Source organism: Sphingopyxis sp. 113P3 (assembly GCF_001278035.1).
Taxonomy (GTDB): domain Bacteria; phylum Pseudomonadota; class Alphaproteobacteria; order Sphingomonadales; family Sphingomonadaceae; genus Sphingopyxis.
The window spans coordinates 1372364-1392004 of the sequence record NZ_CP009452.1 but is presented as its reverse complement, the minus strand read 5'-3'; the positions used below and the strand labels follow the sequence as shown (position 1 = coordinate 1392004).

23 protein-coding genes and 2 tRNA genes are annotated in these 19641 nt (G+C 59.5%); 14 read left to right on the top strand and 11 right to left on the bottom strand.

Annotation, left to right across the window (positions count from 1 at the left end):
* Window positions 1-129 precede the first annotated feature (129 nt).
* Window positions 130-1008 carry a LysR substrate-binding domain-containing protein gene (locus LH20_RS06670; RefSeq protein ID WP_053553539.1) on the top strand — a complete coding sequence of 293 codons (879 nt, stop codon included), beginning with the start codon at window positions 130-132 and terminating at the stop codon, window positions 1006-1008.
* A 2-nt stretch (window positions 1009-1010) separates the two neighbouring features.
* Here LH20_RS06670 and LH20_RS23270 read toward each other — a convergent pair whose 3' ends face one another.
* The 3 genes from LH20_RS23270 to LH20_RS06655 form a co-directional block, all read right to left on the bottom strand.
* A complete protein-coding gene (locus tag LH20_RS23270) occupies window positions 1011-1430 on the bottom strand; it encodes a hypothetical protein (RefSeq protein WP_144423541.1) in 420 nt (139 codons plus the stop codon).
* A 153-nt stretch (window positions 1431-1583) separates the two neighbouring features.
* Window positions 1584-2426, bottom strand: a complete 843-nt coding sequence (locus LH20_RS06660; RefSeq protein WP_053553537.1) for a hypothetical protein — start codon at window positions 2424-2426, stop codon at window positions 1584-1586.
* 414 nt (window positions 2427-2840) lie between these two features.
* Window positions 2841-2915 (bottom strand) — tRNA-Thr (locus tag LH20_RS06655).
* Window positions 2916-3032: 117 nt separating this feature from the next.
* Between LH20_RS06655 and LH20_RS24180 the strand changes: the two genes are divergently transcribed.
* Window positions 3033-3161, top strand: coding sequence for a hypothetical protein (locus LH20_RS24180; protein WP_268796100.1), 129 nt, complete (start codon window positions 3033-3035; stop codon window positions 3159-3161).
* On the opposite strand, the gene LH20_RS06650 is transcribed toward LH20_RS24180, so the two are convergent.
* Window positions 3151-3465, bottom strand: a complete 315-nt coding sequence (locus LH20_RS06650) for a DUF1905 domain-containing protein (protein ID WP_053553536.1) — start codon at window positions 3463-3465, stop codon at window positions 3151-3153. The genes LH20_RS24180 and LH20_RS06650 overlap by 11 nt on opposite strands.
* 3 nt (window positions 3466-3468) lie before the next feature.
* Entirely contained in the window at window positions 3469-4527 is a 1059-nt protein-coding gene (locus LH20_RS06645; RefSeq protein ID WP_053553535.1) for a peptidylprolyl isomerase, read from the bottom strand.
* 77 nt (window positions 4528-4604) lie between these two features.
* On the opposite strand from LH20_RS06645, the gene LH20_RS06640 reads away from it, so the two are divergent.
* Window positions 4605-4695, top strand: a tRNA-Ser gene (locus tag LH20_RS06640).
* 60 nt (window positions 4696-4755) lie between these two features.
* On the opposite strand, the gene LH20_RS06635 is transcribed toward LH20_RS06640, so the two are convergent.
* From LH20_RS06635 to LH20_RS06625, 3 genes are all read right to left on the bottom strand, one after another.
* The gene (locus LH20_RS06635; protein WP_083455333.1) at window positions 4756-5961 is read right to left on the bottom strand and encodes an ISL3 family transposase; all 1206 of its coding nucleotides are present in this window, start codon (window positions 5959-5961) and stop codon (window positions 4756-4758) included.
* Between the two features lie 85 nt (window positions 5962-6046).
* Window positions 6047-6262 (bottom strand): helix-turn-helix domain-containing protein, encoded by a 216-nt coding sequence (locus LH20_RS06630; RefSeq protein ID WP_200905441.1) that lies wholly within the window; start codon window positions 6260-6262, stop codon window positions 6047-6049.
* 39 nt (window positions 6263-6301) lie between these two features.
* Window positions 6302-6982 carry a hypothetical protein gene (locus LH20_RS06625; RefSeq protein ID WP_053553533.1) on the bottom strand — a complete coding sequence of 227 codons (681 nt, stop codon included), beginning with the start codon at window positions 6980-6982 and terminating at the stop codon, window positions 6302-6304.
* A gap of 193 nt (window positions 6983-7175) precedes the next feature.
* Between LH20_RS06625 and LH20_RS24175 the strand changes: the two genes are divergently transcribed.
* Together LH20_RS24175 and LH20_RS22840 are read left to right on the top strand one after the other, a co-directional pair.
* Window positions 7176-7301, top strand: coding sequence for a hypothetical protein (locus LH20_RS24175; RefSeq protein ID WP_268796099.1), 126 nt, complete (start codon window positions 7176-7178; stop codon window positions 7299-7301).
* Between the two features lie 52 nt (window positions 7302-7353).
* Window positions 7354-8123 (top strand): IS5 family transposase gene (locus LH20_RS22840; RefSeq protein WP_144423492.1). Its coding sequence is split into 2 segments (ribosomal slippage): window positions 7354-7669 and window positions 7669-8123, totalling 771 coding nucleotides; the frame shifts between segments, so codons are not numbered across the junction.
* Between the two features lie 1023 nt (window positions 8124-9146).
* Here the strand turns inward: LH20_RS22840 and LH20_RS06610 are convergent.
* Together LH20_RS06610 and LH20_RS06605 are read right to left on the bottom strand one after the other, a co-directional pair.
* Window positions 9147-10397: a tyrosine-type recombinase/integrase gene (locus LH20_RS06610; protein WP_053553532.1), complete on the bottom strand. Its 1251-nt coding sequence runs from the start codon at window positions 10395-10397 to the stop codon at window positions 9147-9149.
* Between the two features lie 683 nt (window positions 10398-11080).
* A complete protein-coding gene (locus LH20_RS06605; RefSeq protein WP_235527194.1) occupies window positions 11081-11512 on the bottom strand; it encodes a very short patch repair endonuclease in 432 nt (143 codons plus the stop codon).
* A 108-nt stretch (window positions 11513-11620) separates the two neighbouring features.
* On the opposite strand from LH20_RS06605, the gene LH20_RS06600 reads away from it, so the two are divergent.
* The 7 genes from LH20_RS06600 to LH20_RS06570 all read left to right on the top strand — a co-directional run bounded on the left by LH20_RS06600 (window position 11621) and on the right by LH20_RS06570 (window position 18051).
* A complete protein-coding gene (locus tag LH20_RS06600; RefSeq protein WP_053553530.1) occupies window positions 11621-13138 on the top strand; it encodes a DNA cytosine methyltransferase in 1518 nt (505 codons plus the stop codon).
* 123 nt (window positions 13139-13261) lie between these two features.
* Window positions 13262-13483 carry a hypothetical protein gene (locus LH20_RS06595; RefSeq protein WP_053553529.1) on the top strand — a complete coding sequence of 74 codons (222 nt, stop codon included), beginning with the start codon at window positions 13262-13264 and terminating at the stop codon, window positions 13481-13483.
* Between the two features lie 111 nt (window positions 13484-13594).
* Window positions 13595-15376 (top strand): hypothetical protein, encoded by a 1782-nt coding sequence (locus LH20_RS06590; protein ID WP_053553528.1) that lies wholly within the window; start codon window positions 13595-13597, stop codon window positions 15374-15376.
* Complete coding sequence (locus LH20_RS06585; RefSeq protein ID WP_053553527.1) at window positions 15360-16124, top strand: hypothetical protein; 765 nt, start codon at window positions 15360-15362, stop codon at window positions 16122-16124. The genes LH20_RS06590 and LH20_RS06585 overlap by 17 nt, the downstream gene beginning before the upstream one ends.
* A complete protein-coding gene (locus LH20_RS06580; RefSeq protein WP_053553526.1) occupies window positions 16121-16831 on the top strand; it encodes a hypothetical protein in 711 nt (236 codons plus the stop codon). Before LH20_RS06585 ends, LH20_RS06580 begins: the two co-directional genes overlap by 4 nt.
* A 25-nt stretch (window positions 16832-16856) precedes the next feature.
* Entirely contained in the window at window positions 16857-17135 is a 279-nt protein-coding gene (locus LH20_RS06575) for a hypothetical protein (RefSeq protein WP_053553525.1), read from the top strand.
* A gap of 40 nt (window positions 17136-17175) precedes the next feature.
* Window positions 17176-18051: a DUF2971 domain-containing protein gene (locus tag LH20_RS06570; protein WP_053553524.1), complete on the top strand. Its 876-nt coding sequence runs from the start codon at window positions 17176-17178 to the stop codon at window positions 18049-18051.
* 152 nt (window positions 18052-18203) lie between these two features.
* Here the strand turns inward: LH20_RS06570 and LH20_RS06565 are convergent, their stop codons facing one another.
* Entirely contained in the window at window positions 18204-18701 is a 498-nt protein-coding gene (locus tag LH20_RS06565; RefSeq protein WP_053553523.1) for a transposase, read from the bottom strand.
* Window positions 18702-18874: 173 nt separating this feature from the next.
* Here LH20_RS06565 and tnpA point away from each other — a divergent pair, with 173 nt between their 5' ends.
* Entirely contained in the window at window positions 18875-19291 is a 417-nt protein-coding gene (gene tnpA / locus LH20_RS06560) for an IS66-like element accessory protein TnpA (protein WP_053553102.1), read from the top strand.
* Window positions 19288-19635 carry an IS66 family insertion sequence element accessory protein TnpB gene (gene tnpB, locus LH20_RS06555; RefSeq protein ID WP_053553103.1) on the top strand — a complete coding sequence of 116 codons (348 nt, stop codon included), beginning with the start codon at window positions 19288-19290 and terminating at the stop codon, window positions 19633-19635. Before tnpA ends, tnpB begins: the two co-directional genes overlap by 4 nt.
* Window positions 19636-19641: the final 6 nt, after the last annotated feature.

Genomic DNA, 19641 nt, shown 5'->3' with positions numbered 1-19641 from the left:
GGATAGGCGTTCCCTTATTTCGAGCCCCCGGCTGCACGATGGGCCTCTCCAAGGCTTTTATACCGCACTGCACCAAATGCCTCTGGCGCGCGCGCTGCTCTCATGCCATCACCCCCCGCGAGAGACATGATGGCACGCCTTCCCCCCTTGAGCAGCATGGAAGCCTTTCTGGAGGTCGCCCGTCATGGCACGGTGAAGGCGGCCGCGAGCCAGCTCGGTCTTTCGATGCCCGCCCTCTCGCGCCGGATTCAGACGCTCGAACATGCGGTCGGGCGCCCGCTTTTCGACCGCCATCACCAGGGTCTGCGGCTCACCGAGGCGGGCCGCACGCTGCAGGGGCAATTGGCGCCGATCCTCGATGATCTGCGCGGCGTCATCGCGCGCGTTGGCAGCCCCGACGCCTCGCTGCGCCTCCACCTCAATGTTTTGCCGCTTTTCGCGCAGCAGCGGCTTTTCCCTCGCCTGCCCGAACTGCGCCAGAAATATCCTGAACTCCATATCGACATCGACACGCTCTCGCACGGCGAATCTCGGCTCGGCGAGGGTCTCGATGCCGCAATCGCGCTCGCGCGCGCGATCGATCCCGCGCTCTATGCAGCGCGGCTCGACCAGGACAAGATTTTCCCGATCGCGGCGCGGTCCCTTACCGACGGCGAGCGGGCGATCACGGTGCCGGAGCAGCTCCAGCGGCTCACTATCCTTCTCCACCGCGAAATGCCGGAGACATTCGCCGAATGGAAGCAGGCGATCGGCATGCCCTATCTCGAACCTGCCGGGATCGATTTCTTCGATTCGGGACCGCTGATGCTCGAAGCTGCAGCGCAAGGGATAGGCGTTGCCTTCATGCACGGCCATCATTTCGACTATGCGCAGGATCCCCGCCTCACCCGGCTCTTCGATTTCGATGTCGACAGTCCCTACAGCTACTGGTTCGTCTGCCGCCCCCGCGCGCTACGCCAGCCGGCCGTCAAGCTCTTCCATGACTGGCTACTCGGCGCGAAAATATAGGTTCACGGCGCGTTCAGCCCGCAAGGTGAAGCATTCTTTCGACCTGTCGGCTGCGGAGGCACCTGATGCGCCTGATCCTTGTTTCTGCCCTTTTTCTGGCTTTGCCGGCGGCGGCGGCGGCACAGTTTGTCGCGGGGCCCGGTCCTCTTCCTCAGCCGATGCCGGGCATTACCGACCAGGGGACACTGCCCACCCTCCCCCCAATCGATCACGAGATTGGCGAAGCGCGCCACCGCATCAAGGCGGGCCGCGCGCGGGGCGAACTCACGAAGCGAGAAGCGCGTGCGCTGCGACGCGATGCCGCCATGATCGAAAGGCTCGCCGATCGCTATGGCGCCGACGGGCTTTCCGATTCTGAACGTCGCGAACTCGACATGCGGTCCGAGGTATTGCGCACGCTTGCCGCGGCGCAGCGATTGCATGGCGGGGACGGACGCCCTCGAATGGAAGATCGCTAAACGCAAAAAAAATGCTGTGCTGGAGATATTCCGGCCCTCGGCCTCGCACTTACCATGGATAACCGACCGACGGGTACGAGGGCGCCCCTGAGACACAAGCATTTCTGCGGGGTACGGCTAGGCCTGTGTCTCGAGGGGCCTCCATTTCACGAAGCGGGGCATATCAGCGCCAGCGATATATGCGGACATCGTCTCGCATATTTCCTCGAAGGTGAAGGCATCGTCCGCAAGCGCCGCACTGCCTGCCGCCCTGCCATATCTTTCTGCTTTGTAATGCTGGCTGGGGCCGCCTTTGCGGACCTCCAGGACGTATCCTCCATCGTGTAAAGCGGTCTGCAGGTAGTTTTGAGGAGCCGACTCGATAATCAGGAAGCCGCGGTTGCCCACGCGCATGAGCGCGGCTTCTGTGCCCTCGTCTGTCACCGGTCCCTCAAGGTAGTCGCCGTTCAACACCAGGCGCAGACCTTTGCGAAGCTTTCTGGTAGCCGCTGTCGATCTGGAACGGGCATCCGGTTGGGCGAGTGCCTTGCGCAGGAAGTGGACGAGGGGATCAGCGTCCTTCCGGTCCTTGTGGGCGAACCAATAAATCAATGGCGCGCCGATGAGGAACACCAAAACAAAGGCCAACGGCTGAGTGGCTGATATCGCGCCATCGGTTATCATCATGACCACGACCCCAGCCGTGATGAGCGTGAACATCAAAACGCCGTTAAGGTCTGAACCTGCTCTGCCATGTACCCGCGTGCCAAAGCTGTCGGCCGAGATAAGTCCGAACAACATGGGGCCGTAACGGTCGAAGGCGCTGAACCAAAGGCATATGAACGGCCCTGCGATCCAGCCGCGTGCGCCATCCTTGGGGTCAAAGATCCCGGCTTTCTTCGACCGGATGGCCGCCTTGGCCGCCTTCGGGGGCAGGTTCGACTTTATTTCAAATCGGTATCCGAAAGGCTGAAATCCCACTCACTCGCCCCCACAACTCACATTTCGAGCCACTTGGACTGGAGACCACCGGGAGGCAAGATCGAAGAAAGTGAGCTTCGACATGGTCTGAGCCGAAGGCCCGGCCGAGATCGCCGTCCTCAAGCTCTCCGCCGGCGCTGCCAATGAGGCGGGGAGCAATGATCTGGGCCAGAAGAGCTTCCGCAGCGGTTATCCGGCTTTTCGATGCCCCGATCCCCATCGGCACGGCCGTGACAATTTGTCTCCCGCCGCTGCCCCTTCTCGGTGCGCCCGCGCCCAGCACGACCCGAGCGAAGGGGACACGGGCGCCCGGTAGCGACAATCTCTTTCGCTTTCGCCGAAAATGTCTCGGGAGCAACCAGCAGTCTTGGAGCCCCCGAGAGGATATCCAACTATAACAATTTAATGAAATAATGGTGCTGCTGGAGAGGATTGAACTCTCGACCTCACCCTTACCAAGGGTGCGCTCTACCACTGAGCTACAGCAGCAGCCGGGGCCCTTGCGACGCATCGCCGCCGGGCAGGCGCGGCCTATGGCGGGGCGCCCCGCCGCTGTCAAGGTGCGAGACTTGACGAGGTCGCGATTTCACAGGCATGGCGCGGGCAATGAGCAAGCCGCCTTCTCCCGCCGACCTCGAACGCGAGCGACGCCTCGCCGAGGCACTGCGCGCCAACCTCAGGAAACGCAAGGCGCGCGCCCGCGAAGAGAAGGCCATGGACGAGACTAAAGACTGACGGTCACCGTCACTGCGTCGCCTTCGCCCAACCCTTCGGCCTTGCGGATCGCGGCCTTGACCGGCAGGAGCCAGCCGCCGCTTTCGCGATGCGGAAAAACCGAGGTTGTCCAGCTGCTGTCACCGATCCGCGCTTCGACGCGGGCCGAACCGAACCCGCGCAGTCCGTCGAGCCATTGCCCCGATATGGCCGCGAGGCGCACCCTGTCGGCCGCGTCACCCTCGATAGCGACGAAATACCATGCGCCCGGCGCAGTTGCCGGCTGCCAGCGCCAAAGCGGAACCGTGACTGTGATACCTTCCAAGACCTATTTCGCCGCCACGGGCCGGATCGGCACCGGAAGATTGCAGATATCCACCCCGCCCGCGGGACTTATGAAAAAGGGGTCACGCCGATCGGCACGCGCCGCTGCATAGCGGGCAAAACTCTCGCTCTCGCTCGAAAGATATTCGAAATGCGGCCGATCGGCCTCTGCCAGATCGCTTGCGAGGCGGACCGAGATGATCCGGACCCGCTGCGCGGGGTCATTGTAGACCCCGAGCGGCCCGGACCCGCGCGGCAAGCTTGACAGATGCTCGATCCCACTGATCACGCGGCCCACGAGCGCGATGTTCCGGTCAAGGTGCCGCGGGGCATGGCCGATGACGGCGTAGAGCTCGGCGCCGCTCCCCGTGTTGGGCGACATATCGCGCGCCACTCCAACCATTGCATAGCAGTGGACGGGCCACATGGGCGAGCCAGCCTCATCTTCTGGTCCCCCGGCAAGCGGCCATCCCTCGTGGATCTCGACCCACGGTGCGTAGGGGTCGCGCTCATGCCAGCCCTGCGGCGCGACTGTTGTGCGCGTCGCCCCAATCGCAATCTCTCCCAACCGGTCCCGCTCGCCTGCAAGCTCGGCTTCCATTGCGATTATATCGGCGGAACCATCGGTCGATACGGCCTCGGCAATCAACTCGGCCGTGGTCGCATATTCGCTCTCCGGCACCGCCGCCAGCCCTTCCGGCAGCGGCTTGGCTTTCGCCGGCTCGTCGCCATCGGCATCGCCCCATTGGGCCACATAATTGTCCTGGACCCGGTAGACGCTGGTTCCGTCCCACCAACGCGCGGCGGCGAGCTTTCGGATATTGCCGATCCAGCCCTGGCTGAACGGCGCCGGCATCAGCTGGATGACGACGCGCCGTACGCTGCCCGCCGCATCTCTCGCAAGGTCCATGACCAGCAGGTCGGAAGCTGCGATCGCGGTCCATTCCTCAGCCTTGGCCGCATCGACGATCTGCCCCGGCGAGAGCGGAGGTCTGGCGACCTGCGCGTGTGCAGCAGAATAAAGGGCGAAGGCTGTGGCGGCGGCAGCGAGCAATTGTTTCATCGGCTCTGTCTGCCATGCCCAATCGGCTTGCGAAAGCCCTAGCAACCGACTAGGGCCCGCCTTCATCCAGTGCATGCGGAGCGGTGGCCGAGTGGTCGAAGGCGCTCGCCTGGAAAGTGAGTATACGGCAAAACCGTATCGAGGGTTCGAATCCCTCCCGCTCCGCCACCGGCTATTGATTTAATTGATATTTTTGGCTCTTCCCCGTGAACGGGGGATGAGGGTGGATCAGACCCGATTGATGACGCCATTCCAACCGCAAAGAGCGAGCACGCGCAAGCGGTAGTTGTGAAAGTTGCGGAAGCCGAACGCGCGGCGCGAGATCATCTCCATCTTTGTGTGAAAGCCCTCGGTGATTCCATTGTTCCTGGAAAAGCGCCACATGCGGGCGACGGGCTCGAGCCAGCTGGTCAGGGTATCGGCGAGGGACTTGAGGGGGCTGGCGGCGAACTGATCGATCAGCCTGAGCAGGTCGGGGATAAGCTGGCTGGCCTTTTTGGCATTGAGGGATTTTTGCGTCAGCAGGAGGGCCATGTCCTGCTTGGCAGTGTAGAGGGCTTCGAGCACCGGATTGGCTTTCAGGTAGACGGCCAGCCTTTTGCGCTGTTCTTCGCTTAGCTTCCATCGATGGCGCCGCATCAAACTGAGCAGCCCGCGATTCTTTCGGCCCTCGGGATCGAAGCGCTTCCATCCTTCGAGGAAATGCTGGTTGAGCAGCCGAATGACATGGAAGCGATCGGCGACGATCTTCGCGTTCGGAAAATATTTGCGGGCGATTGCGCGATAGGTTTCCGACAGGTCCATCACGATGACCTTGACCTTGTCGCGCCCTGGCAACCTTCGCAAATAGCTTCGTAAACTGTCTTCCGAGCGTCCCGGGACGACATCGTGGACCTTGTGATTCTTCAGATCGACAAATGTCGTCGCATAGCCTCTCTTGCGCGAGAAAAAATGCTCGTCGATCCCCAGGACCTGCGGGCAGGGCCGACCGGACAGCTCCGAGACGCGCTGTTCGATGAAATGATGATACCAGCGCTCGATGGTTGCACTGCCGATCGCATGGGTGCTCGTCAACTGGCTTTGGCTGATGCCTCCGTGGTGACCGTCGAAGACCTCAAGACGGTACGTCTCCGTCGCGCGATAGCGCGGACGGATGCCCGAAAAGCGATGACGGAAATAGCGGCCGCAACCGGCACAATGATATTTGGGCACCGCAAGGTGCACGATCAGGATCTGGTTGCCTTGACGCGTGTGCTTGAGCTCGCGCTCATAAGTCGCCTTGATCCGCAGCCCCCCGTGGCCGCAATAAAGGCAAACAGGCCGCTTCGTTGGCCGCGCCCACACACGAATGTCGCGTCGCCGCTCGACACGGACAATCTCAACATCCGACAGCCCTAATATGCCGTCGATTCCCTGATCAGCCTTCTTCTTCATCAGACTTGTCCTTCCTATGACAAGTCTAACCCAATTTCCCTCATCCCCCGTTCACGAGGAAGAGCCCGCTTTTCTGGGGCATGGCTCATGCCTCCCCCGCGATAAGCCCTTGCAGGCTTTCTGCCGGAATGACGGTGCGCCCGCCGATGCGACGTGCGAGCAAGCGCCCCGCCGCAATGTGCGAATAAATGGTGGTGCGCCCCAAGCTGGACGCCTTGCAGGCTTCCTTGATGGAATAGGCGATTTTCGGGGGATCGTGCTTTTCGGTTTGCATTGAAAGACCTCGTTCGCGGTTGAACAAGGCCGAAAATGCGCGGACTAATGCCCGGTAAAATGGGGGTTAACCGTATTTCGATGCAAGCAACGGATCGGACGCCATCCGCTCGATCCAAGCAATCGAATCATCAAGATTGCCGGGCCATTGCGGATCAGCCCTCAATTCTTCCATGTGCCGCTCCACTTCCCGATGTATGCGAGCATCTTCCCGGTTTGACGACAGGGGATTAGCCTTCTCGCACCAGTCCTGCACCGTTGACTGGCTAAGTCGATTGCCCTTCCTCCCGGTCGCGCCCGCCTCGGCAAACTTTTCAGTGACCAGTTTGCGCGCCTTCGCCTCAGTCCAGCCATGGGCTTCAACCATGAAGCGGACAGCCCAAACGACAAAGACCTTGAGATAATTTCGGTCGATGCCGTCGCCGCCGCGCGTTCCGGGCCGAACAGGCGTAAACAGTCGAGGCGTTCCGCCCATGACAACATCGCGCAATGCCCCTGCCACATCGTGCAATGCCGCTCTGCCCTTCGATTTTTTGAATAGCGGCAGTTCGTCTAGCGACTTTGCTACCGCTAGAACGATCTCGGCAGCCCGTGCCTGTTTGAAGTTCAAGCCGCTAAATTCGTCGGGATCGTCGGCAACAGCCCATGGCGTTGCCATGTAGTCGGCTCCAAGCTGTTCCAGCCGATCATGGAGACGTTTCGCCCATTCGGTCGGCTCCGGCCATCCTTCGCTCGTTACCTTATTCATTCCGCCTCCCTAGCGGCTCCCAAATCGAGGCGGGGAAGCGCGTGGGATGCGCGCTTGTCGGCTGGCCGGCCTATCCCCGAGCGAGGATAAGAACGAAACAAGAATATTCAACCTGACCCGGATGCGTCCTATACAGCCCGTTGCCTAGTCTGACCTAAACCCCTACCGTCCTTTATGGTTTTGGGGGCGAGGAATGATTGACCTTCTTCAAAAGATTGCCAGTCGGCTCGAAAGTGGCTCCTACATCAATGAAGCGGCTATCCGCATCGGGATCATCGAACCGGTTCTTGCAAGACTAGGCGGTAAACTCATAAACTGAGTTGCGCGAGGCGGCAGTGATTGATTCAAGGCTCGGGAAAGGAGTCTTGGAGATGCGTCGCCGTTTTGAGCTGACAGATTTCGAATGGTCTGTGATCGAGCCGCTGCTTCCGAACAAGCCGCGGGGCGTGCCACGTGTGGATGATCGCCGGGTGATCAACGGGATATTGTGGCGGTTCCGCACAGGCAGCCCCTGGGCGGATATTCCGGAACGCTATGGTCCACACACCACCTGCTACAATCGCTTCGTGCGCTGGCGCAAAGCCGGTGTGTGGGATCGGCTGCTGACGGCAGTTTCCCATGCCTTCGACGGCGAGTTGGTGATGATCGACAGTTCCTCCATCCGGGTCCACCAGCACGGTGCGACCTTAAAAAGGGGGACCCAAATCGCTGCATGGGACGTTCCCGCGGCGGTTTGACGACCAAGATCCACGCACTGGTTGATGGACGAGGCCTGCCGATCCAGCTGCACTTGTCCGAAGGACAGGCGAGCGATTGCAAACAAGCTGATCCGCTGCTCGGCGCCGTGCCGGAAGGCAGCACCTTCCTCGCCGACAAGGCCTATGACAGCGACGCCATCCGCGCGCGGATCACAGCACAAGGCGGCTTCGCCAACATTCCCGCCAAGCGCAATCGCAGGCAGGGCTTTGTGTTCAGCACCTTCCTCTACCGATATCGCAACCTGATCGAACGCTTCTTCGGAAAACTCAAACACGCCAGAGGCTTGGCCACCCGATACGACAAGCGAGCCGACAACTTCCTCGCCGCCATCAAGCTCTTCTCAGCACGCCTCTGGATCAACGCTTATGAGTCCACGGCCTAGGTTGGGACACGACCGATCCTCTTACGGTCTTGCCAGAGTTTAGTTCGCAAGGGCGGCGCGTTGATTATGCACTGTGCGCCTATCCTGCCCGTCCGAGTGTTTTCATTGAGGCCAAAGCTATTGGGAAAGTCGAGGCCGCCGACCGGCAGCTATTTGAATATGCCTTCCATGAAGGAGTGCCATTCGCGGTCCTCACTGATGGACGGACTTGGAGTTTTTATCTTCCATCGGCGCAAGGAAGCTATGAAGATCGGCGACTCTACAAGCTGGACTTGTTGGAACGGTCCCCAGGCGAATGCGAGCGCATCTTCTCACGTTATCTTTCGTATGAGCGTCAGCGCAGTGGCGCGGCCCAATCCGATGCGCAACAGGACTACGCCAGCCGGGCGAATGAGCGCATGGCGTCTGACACGTTGGCGCGCGCATGGTCGGAGATTGTGACTGAACCGGACCCGCTGCTTATCGAGTTGCTTGTCGAAAGAACTGAGGCTCTCTGCGGCATTCGGCCACCCCTAGAGGCCGCCGAGAATTTCATATTGCAAAGGCAGGCAACGGCCAGCGCGCCACCCGAAAGGCAATCTCTCTCTGCGAAGCCTCCATTACAGCAACCAGCTACATCCACGCTTCCACAGCCGCCTCGGGAACCGCCGCGACCTAGGGGTGAGGCGTCCCGAAAGCTCTCCGGGTCCTTTCGCGGCGAGGCAGTAACAGGCCGCGACGCAACGGCGATGTTCCTCGAATTACTGAGGCGGTTAGTGAGGGCGTTTCCAGACCGAACGGAGCAAATCGCCACGGCAGCCAAAGGCAGAACGCGAAACCATATCGCCCGTTCACCCGCAGAGGTCTATCCGGATCGTCCTGACTTAACTCACACAGTTGTCGAGTTAATTCCTGGCTGGTTTGTCGGCACGAATATCGCGAATCGGGAAAAGCATCGAATAGTGAAAGCTGCTTGCGAGGCTTGCGGAGTTGCGTTTGGCCGCGACGTGGTTTTCGATTTACCCAACATCTAATTCCCATGGCTTACGCTAAGCCCTCAGCCTTGCGAATGGGCGTCACGTTGGCACCAGCCGCCGGGATCGTGGCGCAATATGTGGCCCAATCGTCCATGAGGCGCCGCCGCTTTTCGAACAGATCGCCGCGCCGATAGGCCCGCTCAACCTTGTTCTCGATGGTGTGGGCCAGCGCCATTTCGGCAACCTCATGGGCATAGCCGGTGCATTCGGCTGCCCAATCGCGGAAGCCCGAACGGAAGCCGTGCACGGTCGCGTCAACCTTCATGCGGCGCATGAGCATTCCCATTGCCATGCCGGAAAGCTTGCCGCCCTTTGCACCGGGGAACAGATATTCGCTGCCAAGCGGCTGGAGGCTTTCGAGGATGGAAACAGCGCGCGGGGAAAGAGGCACGCGATGCTCTTTCGCGGCCTTCATGCGGTCGGCTGGGATCGTCCAGATGGCCTTTTGCAAATCAACCTCTGCCCAAGTCGCGCCGATCACTTCGCCAGAGCGGGCAGCGGTGAGGATCGTAAATTCCAGCGCCAGCGCCGCCACGGCCTCCCGCTTGTGCAGCGCGCGGACGAATGCCGGGATTTGCTCATAGGCAATGGCCTTATGATGGCCGCGCGATAGCCGGGTGCGAGCGGGCAGAATTTGCGCAAGGTGGCCGCGCCAGCGCGCCGGGTTCTCGCCATGCCGATAACCGCGTGCCTTTGCGCTATCGAGCACGGTTTCAATCCGCCCGCGAATCCGCGCCGCCGTCTCAGCTTTGGTGCGCCAGATCGGTTCGATGATCTTGAGCACATGCGCGGTTTCAATCTCGGCAACCGGCAAATCCCCGATCACCGGATAGACATAGGTGTCGAGCGTATTGCGCCATTGCTGGCGATGCTTGGGGTTGCGCCAGCTTTCCTCATTCGCGGCGATATAGGCGGTTGCCACGTCCTTGAACGTGGTTCCGGCCACCTTTGCAGCCTGAGCCGCCGCAAGCGCCTGAGCGGCTTCCCTGTCCCGTTCCTCCAGCGGATCAATGCCCGCCTTGACCTTGAGACGCAGCGCCGCCGCTTCGTCGCGCGCATCGGCAAGTGACATGCCGCCTTGCCCAGCCGCGCCTAATCCAACGTCCCGCGTCTTGCCATTGAGCATGAAGCGATAGACCCATGAGCGCGCGCCGGTCGGCTTCACCAGCAAATGAAGCCCGCCACCATCGGCATGGCGTCCCGGCTTGGCATTCTTCACCGCAAGAGGGGTTAGCGCGTTGTGCAGCTTCCTTGGCATTTCGGCTCCCTGTGAGGGAATCGAACCTGCCAGCGCCCTGCCACATTGGCGGAAATAGCGGCCGTTCCCATAACCGTTCCCCGATAATAGCGCGGTTTTATGGGAACGCAACGGAACACATGCGGACGGTCGGTGTGCTACATTGACCGAAAAGCGTAGGTTTTATGTAGTTTATGAGGATGAATCTGGACGCATTCGGCAGGTAGTTAGGCGGACTCCCGCTCCGCCATCTACATTTAACTCATTGAAATTGCGTGATAATCCGGCGCTTCTGCCCGGGAATGCCAAATTTTCGGGTCACTCTCGTCATAGAGGGAACCGGGGATACAAAGCGCTTTCCACGATTTTTGGCGCCTTTTCTCAGCGGCGCCATTGCGTGGTGCGGTATTGGAGGTGCCGGGAGAGCGGGAACGCACCACGAATGCGGTAATTAGCGGTGGGGCAAAAAGCCGAGCTTTTGCCGCTGTTGGTCCCAGCCGATCGGGATCGAATGGGACTGGGTCACTTCGAAAATGGTCTAGCCGCCATTCATGCTGATTATCCGCGCTATTTGGACTTACGGTCGCATTCGATTGACTGGCTCCTTACCGTAAACGGCCGAATTAACGACGATAACGGTCGTCATTCGAAGCGAAGCAGCGTCCGCTTGTTCGATTGCTCCGAAAGTGTTCGAATTTTTCCGTCTATGGCCGCGCCTTTGGCTCGGGGTGTGAGTCAGGAACAACCAATGACCCGTGGTCCTCGGCCAACCATTGGCTGATCCTGTCACTGATCTGTTCGCCGCCATATTCCTTGATAGCGCACTCCCACACGATCGCGGTTCGCCATCCGGACTGTTCGAGATTTGCGATCGCCCGATGGTCCCTGAGTACATTCTGTTCGAATTTCTGCGCCCAGAATTCCGGCCGAGTGGCGGGCGTGGTTGTGAAGCGGCAGCCTTCGTGGCGATGCCAGAAACATCCATGGACGAATACGACTGCCTGAAATTTCGGAAAAACCAGATCGGGCCTGCCCGGCAATCCCTTGTAGTGGAGCCGGTATCTCAGGCCTCTTGCATGCAGCGCCTTTCGCATCGCGAGTTCGGGCTTCGTGTCTCGCCCTCGGATCCTCGCCATCATTCTGGACCGCGTCGCCTGGTCGACAATGTCTGACATCACGAATTCCCCTGGCTAGTTCCGCCGGTCCTGGTATGTGGTTGAACCATGAAAGGAATTGTCGGGCGAATGACTAGAAGTTTCAAGACTGTTGACCTGTTTGCGGGGCCGGGAGGTCTGGCGGAGGGCTTTTCTTCGCTGCGAGATGAAACGGGGCACCGAATTTTTGACATTGTGCTTTCTGTCGAAAAAGAGGTCTCTGCATTCGCTACATTGCGCCTCCGCAGTTTTGTTCGGCAGTTCAACAAAATCCCGCAGACCTATTATGACTATATTGCTGGCCGGATTTCGAAAGACGACCTAATCGCGCGACATCCAGCCGAATGGGCCGCAGCGGTTCGAGAAACCATGATGCTGGAACTGGGCACGGAAGCGGCGACAGCCGCACTGGATCCCGTGCTTGACGAAATTCGCGAAACGGCTGGAAACGACGCAATCCTGATCGGGGGGCCGCCCTGTCAGGCCTATTCGCTTGTCGGTCGCGCCCGTAATCGCGGCATCAAGGGATACGACCCCGCCGAGGACCATCGCCACTTCCTCTATCGTGAATATATCCGGATCATCGGGAAGCTGAGGCCGGTCGCCTTCGTGATGGAGAATGTCAAGGGGATGCTGTCTTCCAAGGTCGAAGGCAAAGGCATATTCGATCTGGTATTGTCCGACCTGTGTTCAGCAGGCGGCTATCCCGACAGCTATACGCTCATCCCTCTGGTTGCAGGTGGCAAGGGGCGCCACGGCGGTCATATCATTCGCTGCGAAGACTATGGCATACCCCAGAGCCGCCACCGCGTGATTCTTCTGGGCATTCGCTCCGACCAAATATCGAGTGACGACAGCGGGAGGCTCTCCGGACATACGCTGGAACCCGTAGCCACTCAGGCGACCGTTTCGTCGGTTCTATCGGGCATGCCGAAGCTCCGCAGTGGCCTCAGCCGCACGGAAGACAACCCGGAAAGTTGGCGCAAGGCCGTCATCGCGGCCTATCGAGCGGCCGCCTCTGCCTGCCGCAATGAGGACACTTGCCTGGACCGCGTTGCCGACACCTTGGCCGGTCACGCGCGCGATCTCCAAGAAATCGAGGAGCTTCCGCCGCGGTGCAGCAGGCAGACGACTTCGGTACCGGACAACCGGCTCGGGGTCTGGCTGAGCGATCCGGACCTGCGAGAACTCCCCAATCACGAGACCCGTGGGCACATGGAAAGCGACCTCGCGCGATATGCCTTTGCCGCGGTGTTTGCCGATCACTTTCAACGTTCGCCCAAGGCGGATGAATACCCCGCTCGACTGGCTCCTGCACATGGCAATTGGGACTCCGGCAAGTTCTCGGATCGCTTCCGGGTGCAGCGCTGGAACGCGCCCTCCAGCACCATCACCAGCCACATATCCAAGGATGGGAACTACTTCATTCACCCCGACCCGACTCAGTGTCGCAGTCTGACCGTCAGGGAGGCGGCACGTTTGCAGACGTTTCCCGATAACTACTTTTTCGAGGGAAACCGGACCCAGCAGTTTGTCCAAGTCGGAAACGCTGTTCCACCACTCCTTGCTCGTAAGATTGCGAACATTATCAGAAACTTGCTTGCGTAGGCGCGACCACCTCGATCGGTACCGTCTGCACATTCTTACAATATTTTTAAAATGTAATCCGAATATTGACGCGAAGCGCCTTTCGTGACACATTCCACGCATATTTGTGAATGTGGGGATGTCATGCGCGACAAGCGTCAGAAGTTCGTGGAACTTGCGGAGGCAAGGGTCAACAAGGCGCTGAAAGACATTCAGCTGATCGGCAACCTGTCGAACAGGTCCGCCTATGAATTCAGCGAAGCTGATATCCGGAAGATCTTCGGTGCCCTGCAGAAGGGGCTTGAAGGCGCCAAGGCGCGCTTTTCGAAGGAGAGCGATGGAAGTGGCGGTGAGTTCCGGCTTTAGGCGTGAGCGGCATCTTCATATCTGAGCGTGGGGGGTTCAAGCATGAGTGGCTGGTCCTGGATATGGCCTTCGGTCGGAGGCACGCCCATAAATCAAGGGCTCGACAGCGAGATGTTCGACCGCGTCGACTATCCCTATTCGGAAACATTCGTCCGAGAGGCTATACAGAACAGTCTTGACGCCCGGCTGGACATGACAAAGCCGGTCGTCATCCGCTTCTCCTTCCATGAAGATCGCCTTGGAAAACGCGGGGCCTTCCTCAGGCAGGCAATGGAACACCGTCAACGGGCCAACCTGCCTGTGCCAGCAGGCTGGGCCAGTGAACGGATCACGTGGATCGCGGTCGAAGATTCGAACACCAAGGGTTTGCTTGGCGATCTGAAGGATCGAAAGGGCGATTTCTGGGGGTACTGGCTCAACTTCGGTCTATCGAACAAGACCGGCACTGGACGGGGAGGCAGGGGTATCGGCCGGGTGACCTTTCTGATCGCCTCACAGATGCACACCGTCATTGGGCTGACCCGGCGCTTCGACGACATGGCCCTCGCCGCATGTGGCATGTCCGTACTTAAGGCCGATCAATATGGATCGGAATTCAAATCCACCCACGCATATCTTGCTGAAAGCGAAGAAAACTCGATTTACAGGCTGCACGATGGAGCGAATTTCCACGCATCGCTCGTCGATGCATTCCGTCTCTCGCCTTACCCTCAGGATGCCAATCTGACAGGGCTTTCCCTCGTCATCCCGTTCCCTCACGCCGAACTGGATGAGGACGGCATTCTTGCCGCTGCGATAGATCATTTCGCTCCGGCAATTCTCAACGGTACCTTGGTCGTCGAGGTGGGTGTGGATCGCCTCGACAAGGATTCAATCAAAAAGGTTGCGCCCTGTGTGTCGCAACACATCAAGTCGAAGCCGATCAAGGGCGGGACCAGCCGCTATCTGGCAATGATCGAGGCTGGTCTTGCCGGTTCAAAGTCGGCCATCCAGTTGCCGGACGCCAAGGCAAAACTGTCCGATTACCGGGACCAGCCCGATGCAGAACGCTACCGATTGAAGCTCGCCGACGGCGAGACGATCGTCTTTAGGCTGACTTTCCCGATGACCAAATCTGGCCAGACCACGGAAGTTGGCTTGACGATTGTTGCTGCACCGACACCCTATGGCAAGATGCCGTTGGATCGTCTCTTCCGGGAAGGGATGAGTCTGCCGGATGTTCGCAGCCGGCGGCCCGCCGACATTGATCTTGTCATGCTGATCGATCAGGAGCCGTTGGCTCAATATCTCAACTTCTGTGAAGGCAAGGCGCATCTCGACCTTCTTGAATCCAAGGAAGTTCGAACGAAGCTCGCCGACGCCGGCTTTGACGGAATAAACGTGAAGCGGCTGGTAAAATCGCTTCCGGACGACCTTCGCGAGTTCTTGACCGAATTAAGTGCAGAACCGGACGCTTCAGTGTGGGATGGTTATTTTTCCGTGCCGGACCCGTCCAGTCCGAAGAAGAAAATGCCGAAGCCCAGCGAGAAGGATCCGAACCCGGATCCTCCCACTGCTTTCGACCCGCCGCCGGCCAATGCAAGTGCGGTAACGGTAGACACACTTGAAGATGGCTTTCGCCTCAATTCCAATGACAACTACACAAAGTTTCCGGCCTTGGCGGATGTCACGGTTGCCTATGCGGATGGGTCAGGCAAGCCACCATGGAGCGAGTATGATTTCCGGTTCGAAGATCTGGAAATCCTTTCGGAAAACTGCACGCCCAGTTTCACGGACAATCGTCTGCGAATTCAGGACTGGGTGTCCGGCAGCATGGTCGAAGTCAAAGGCTTCGACACTCGCCGTGAACTCGACATTCGCATAAGGACCGAGAGCAATGCGCCGACGGATTAGGCTCACCGGGAGACGCCAGCTCAGCAAATCGGTGGTGAGAGTCTCGCTGACCGAGCTCGGCGGCAAGCCGCTGGTGACCATGACGTTAGTTAGTCCCGACGCATTCAAGCAATTTCCACAAAATGCGCGGGTTTCCTTGCGCCTCGTCGAGAACAAGCGGGTCGAAATTGTTGATCTCGGCACGATTGGCAAGATGAGCAGCAGCCGGGAGTTGCGGTCTCAGGGCTTTGTTGCGCCGAGTTGTCAGCTCCGAATCGCTGATCCGGGCACGAAGGCCATGGGACTGCTCCTCGCCAGCACTGACAGCTGGACCTTGAAGAAGAACGACCACAAGGACCAAGAAAGCAGCAAAGGCATCCTGCTGTTCCTCGCGGATGATACGGCTCCCCAGTCATGGAAGCTCGAGATCAGGGAATCAGACTATCCCCTGGTCAAGGTGGACAAGCGTATAGCAAATGCCGCGATGTGGGCCCGCAGCAATCCCGTTTTTGTCGGCGCAGTACTTCCCAGCGTCGTGAAGCAGGTCTTTGACGAGATCCTGCGGGGAGAACATTCCGAAGATCTGCCGTGGGTCGAAGACTGGCTGAGATGGGCCGATTCCATCATGCCCGGCGACAATCCGCCGACCGATCCCGAAGAGAAGAACGAGAGGCAGAACTACATCGAACGCCTTCTGGATTCGTTCTGCTCTCGTCACAACCTGGCAGACCAGCTGCTTCAGGCAACTCAGGGGGGAGATGCCGAATGACAGAATATCCGGCCGTCTACGAATTCACGCCGACGGGGCTGAGCGCCTTCAAGCGTATCTTTGAGGGAGAACTGCCGGAGAGCGCCATCAATCCTGTTGATCCGCAATTTGCACTGCCCGTCTCGGGTACAAAATCGATCAGCGATGCCCCTGCCGCGACTTCGAAAGAGTTGGCTGCTCGCGTGCTTCAGTCACTGGGTTCCGAGTGGACGCATGTACTGCCCAGGGCCGGCATCTGGGCATGGCTGACATTCATACTGCGTGACGTTGTGTTCCCGAAAAATTCTGAGGGCGACAGGAAGCCGAAGGAAATCCATCGCTGGTATCCGAGTAGCCCTGGAGACTGGCAGAAGGCTCAGCGCCATCTGGTCCGGATGCCGGTGGTCCTGTTGGGAAGCCTCGGCGATGCCGCTGATCACCTGCTGTGTGCCCACCCCTCGGTTCTGCCTGAAATACGCGAGCAGCTGACAAGTCAGCAGGACATGTTCAGCATGGAATTCCAGAGAGCGGCCCGTCAGCTCTATTTCGATGATGGCAAGAACGGGCTGAAGCGAGGAGCGGGCGGCAAAACAGCCGGTACGCCTCGACGGCTGGCCAAGGTGCGACAGCAGCTGGATGTCACCTGGAATCTTTTCGATCTGGATGCAGCGCACATTGTGAACCTGCTTCCCAGGGAATTCGATCGCTTCAAACCCAAGGCACAATAGGCACCCGAAAGGCGAACGCAGAAAAATGGCATATCCTTACGTACTGGCGCAGGATGCGATGGCGAAGCTGCGGGAGGCGATCTACCTGCTGCTGAACGAAGCGCCGGCATCTGGTTTGAAAAACGCCCAGATCGGCAGATCGCTCGGCATATATTCAGGGCACGTCGGCCACGAAGGCCATATTTCCCGGACCGTTCTTGCATTGATGGAAGCTGAAGGGGTGGTCGAACAGAACGCGGAGACGAAATGCTGGCGTATCCGCGACAACAAGGCCGGTGATGGTCCAGGTAACAATCAGCAGTGATGCTCGGCGGGTTGGCTCCGACATTCTCGATCACCGTGGCATGATCTACAAATATTTTCCCCCGAACCATTACAGTCTGGAGAACCTCCAGAACGACGTTCTGTTTTGTCGCCATTTCGAGGATTTCAACGACCCATTCGAATTCTGGTCCTGCTTACTGCAAGGGATCCCGACCTTGAACGAAGTGGATCGATTCAAGGCCGCATGCGCTACTTGGGGGTTTGTGGACGCAGATGTCCTTGATCCTCCGGACGATTGGCAGGAATATTTCGAGTCACTCGACGAGGCGCAGCCTGACTTCAAATTGCTTTTCGACCACACCCGGATCGCATGTTTCAGCGCGGCACCGGACAATCTTCTCATGTGGTCTCATTATGCCGATGGCATGCGCGGTTTCTGCATTGCCTTTGATGAAAATTTGATCCTCGGGGACGATCCCAAGGATTACCTTACCGATGTCGAATATCTTGATAAACCTCCGCTCGTGGATAGTTTTGTCTATGTCGTCGCCGAAGATCAGTATGACTATCACCTGATGGCGATCGACGAAACAAAGACGGAAATGAAGTATTTTGACAAGAAGGAAGCATGGCCATGCCAATTGGAAGACTTCCGGCGGTGTGCGGATGAAGCGCTCGCATTCATGAAGTCGATATGGCGCCGGGCATTCGCGGCGAAACCTGCAGAATGGGCTTATGAGCGAGAGATCAGACTCCTGATTCGTGCCCAGGAAGGGGGAAAACAGCCGGTCAGTCGAACTTATCCGATTGAATCGGTAAAGCAGATCATAATCGGCGAGAAGATGGACAAGGCCTTCAGAAATGAACTCACCACATTGATCGCCGACAGGTTCCACGGCGTGCCGGTACGAGAAGCGAGGCGGTTGCCGACCAGCTACGGTCTTGAGATCAGCTGAGTCGGTGACGCAGTCCCCATCTCGTGGATATCGCCGGAATCGACCTTGCTGCGCAGTGAGTTGCACCCCTCAATCGCGGTCATTGTTGGCATCTGTCAACGCCGACTAATATTTCCCCGGAAGTGGGATCTCCCGCAATTTCGGTGCAGGGGTCATGCGATGATTCGGGCCCGGAGCAGGTCGAGGCCGGCCCGACCATACATGGATCGCTTGATGAGCTTGAGCTTGTTGATCTTGCCTTCTACCGGTCCGGTGCTCCAGGGCGAGGTCAATGCAGCGCGCACCGCATCAATGTCGCGCCGGAGGCCGCGAGCGAATGAGGCGATAGCGCTGCCAAGTGCCTGGGCGAGCCATGTGTCGAGCTCGGTGGCTTCACGTCCGACCAGCATATCGTGGAACCTCCGCGCCAGGTCGGCCGCTTCCGCGATGATGGGCGAGGCGGCGCGGACGGCATCGACGAACCGCGCATCGCCTTGGCAGAGTTTCTCGCTGGAGGTGGTGAGGAGCCTGACCGCCTGGCGCGAGGATGGCGGTTTCCAGCGTGGGCGCGGAATAGATTGCGCGGCAGGCGGCGACAGGCCGTCGCGCAGGCGGGTCTTGATCCAGCGACGGAAGCTGCGCGCTTCGCCACGGTAGCCGAGGCCGCACACCTCGCGATAAAGCTGGGTGGCATTGCGACAACCCTCGTCCCAGCGCGAGCGGAGATAGGTTTCGAAGGCGTTCGCGGGGTGGCGCTGTGCGCGTTCCCAGGGTAACCGACCGAATGAGGCCGCCTGCCGAGGATTGATGTGAGTGGGTAAGTGACGTCCATAAGGACGTCGTTATGGACGTCCTGTTCGAGAGCGAGGGACGGACGGTGGAGATTCTGGGCCGGGAACGGCGGCGGCGATGGAGTGAAGCGGAGAAGCTGGAGATTCTGGCGGCGGTGGAGGCGCGCGGCGAGACGCTCGCGCGCGTTGCCCGGCGCTACGATGTGTCGCGGAGCCAGATTTATACCTGGCGCCATCAGTTCAGGAAGAGCGGGCGGCTACCGGCGCCGGTTGGAAGCGCATTCTTGCAGGTCGACATCGATGCGCCGATGCTGAACGCGGGGCCCGCCTCTCCGCCCGCACGCGAAGCCTCGGCGGCGTCGCCCTCGATTGTCGAGCTGGGGCTGACACAGGGGCGGTGTCTTCGTTTCGACAGTGGCATTGAGAGCACGGTCCTGATCCGGCTCATCCGATCGGTGGAAGCTGCATGATCGGGCCAGGAACTGGTGTGAGGGTGTACCTCGCCTGCGGCGTCACTGATATGCGCAAAGGGATTTCGGGCCTCGCCCTGCTGGCCCAGACGGTGCTGCGCCAGCAAGCCGCGAGCGGTGCCGTATTCGCCTTTCGGGGCCGGCGCGGCGACAGGCTGAAGCTGCTTTACTGGGACGGCCAGGGGTTTTGCCTTTATTACAAGATTCTCGAGCGCGGCCGTTTTCCCTGGCCGTCGGCAGCCGACGGAACGGCCCGGCTGACCTCGGCCCAGCTCGCGATGCTGTGGGAAGGGATCGATTGGAGGCGCCCCGACTGGGGCGCGCCGCCAGCACGCGCAGGGTGACTTTTC

Coding starts and splice junctions, on each gene's coding strand:
- LH20_RS06670 (WP_053553539.1), top strand. CDS start 130: ATGGCACGCCTTCCCCCCTTGAGCAGCATGGAAGCCTTTCTGGAGGTC.
- LH20_RS23270 (WP_144423541.1), bottom strand. CDS start 1,430: ATGCAATCGCTGCGCCGCGGCAAGCGTGCGCAATACCTCGGACCGCAT.
- LH20_RS24180 (WP_268796100.1), top strand. CDS start 3,033: ATGAGCAAGCCGCCTTCTCCCGCCGACCTCGAACGCGAGCGACGCCTC.
- LH20_RS06645 (WP_053553535.1), bottom strand. CDS start 4,527: ATGAAACAATTGCTCGCTGCCGCCGCCACAGCCTTCGCCCTTTATTCT.
- LH20_RS06635 (WP_083455333.1), bottom strand. CDS start 5,961: ATGAAGAAGAAGGCTGATCAGGGAATCGACGGCATATTAGGGCTGTCG.
- LH20_RS06625 (WP_053553533.1), bottom strand. CDS start 6,982: ATGAATAAGGTAACGAGCGAAGGATGGCCGGAGCCGACCGAATGGGCG.
- LH20_RS24175 (WP_268796099.1), top strand. CDS start 7,176: ATGATTGACCTTCTTCAAAAGATTGCCAGTCGGCTCGAAAGTGGCTCC.
- LH20_RS06610 (WP_053553532.1), bottom strand. CDS start 10,397: ATGCCAAGGAAGCTGCACAACGCGCTAACCCCTCTTGCGGTGAAGAAT.
- LH20_RS06605 (WP_235527194.1), bottom strand. CDS start 11,512: ATGGCGAGGATCCGAGGGCGAGACACGAAGCCCGAACTCGCGATGCGA.
- LH20_RS06600 (WP_053553530.1), top strand. CDS start 11,621: ATGACTAGAAGTTTCAAGACTGTTGACCTGTTTGCGGGGCCGGGAGGT.
- LH20_RS06595 (WP_053553529.1), top strand. CDS start 13,262: ATGCGCGACAAGCGTCAGAAGTTCGTGGAACTTGCGGAGGCAAGGGTC.
- LH20_RS06590 (WP_053553528.1), top strand. CDS start 13,595: ATGTTCGACCGCGTCGACTATCCCTATTCGGAAACATTCGTCCGAGAG.
- LH20_RS06585 (WP_053553527.1), top strand. CDS start 15,360: ATGCGCCGACGGATTAGGCTCACCGGGAGACGCCAGCTCAGCAAATCG.
- LH20_RS06580 (WP_053553526.1), top strand. CDS start 16,121: ATGACAGAATATCCGGCCGTCTACGAATTCACGCCGACGGGGCTGAGC.
- LH20_RS06575 (WP_053553525.1), top strand. CDS start 16,857: ATGGCATATCCTTACGTACTGGCGCAGGATGCGATGGCGAAGCTGCGG.
- LH20_RS06570 (WP_053553524.1), top strand. CDS start 17,176: ATGATCTACAAATATTTTCCCCCGAACCATTACAGTCTGGAGAACCTC.
- tnpA (WP_053553102.1), top strand. CDS start 18,875: ATGGACGTCCTGTTCGAGAGCGAGGGACGGACGGTGGAGATTCTGGGC.
- tnpB (WP_053553103.1), top strand. CDS start 19,288: ATGATCGGGCCAGGAACTGGTGTGAGGGTGTACCTCGCCTGCGGCGTC.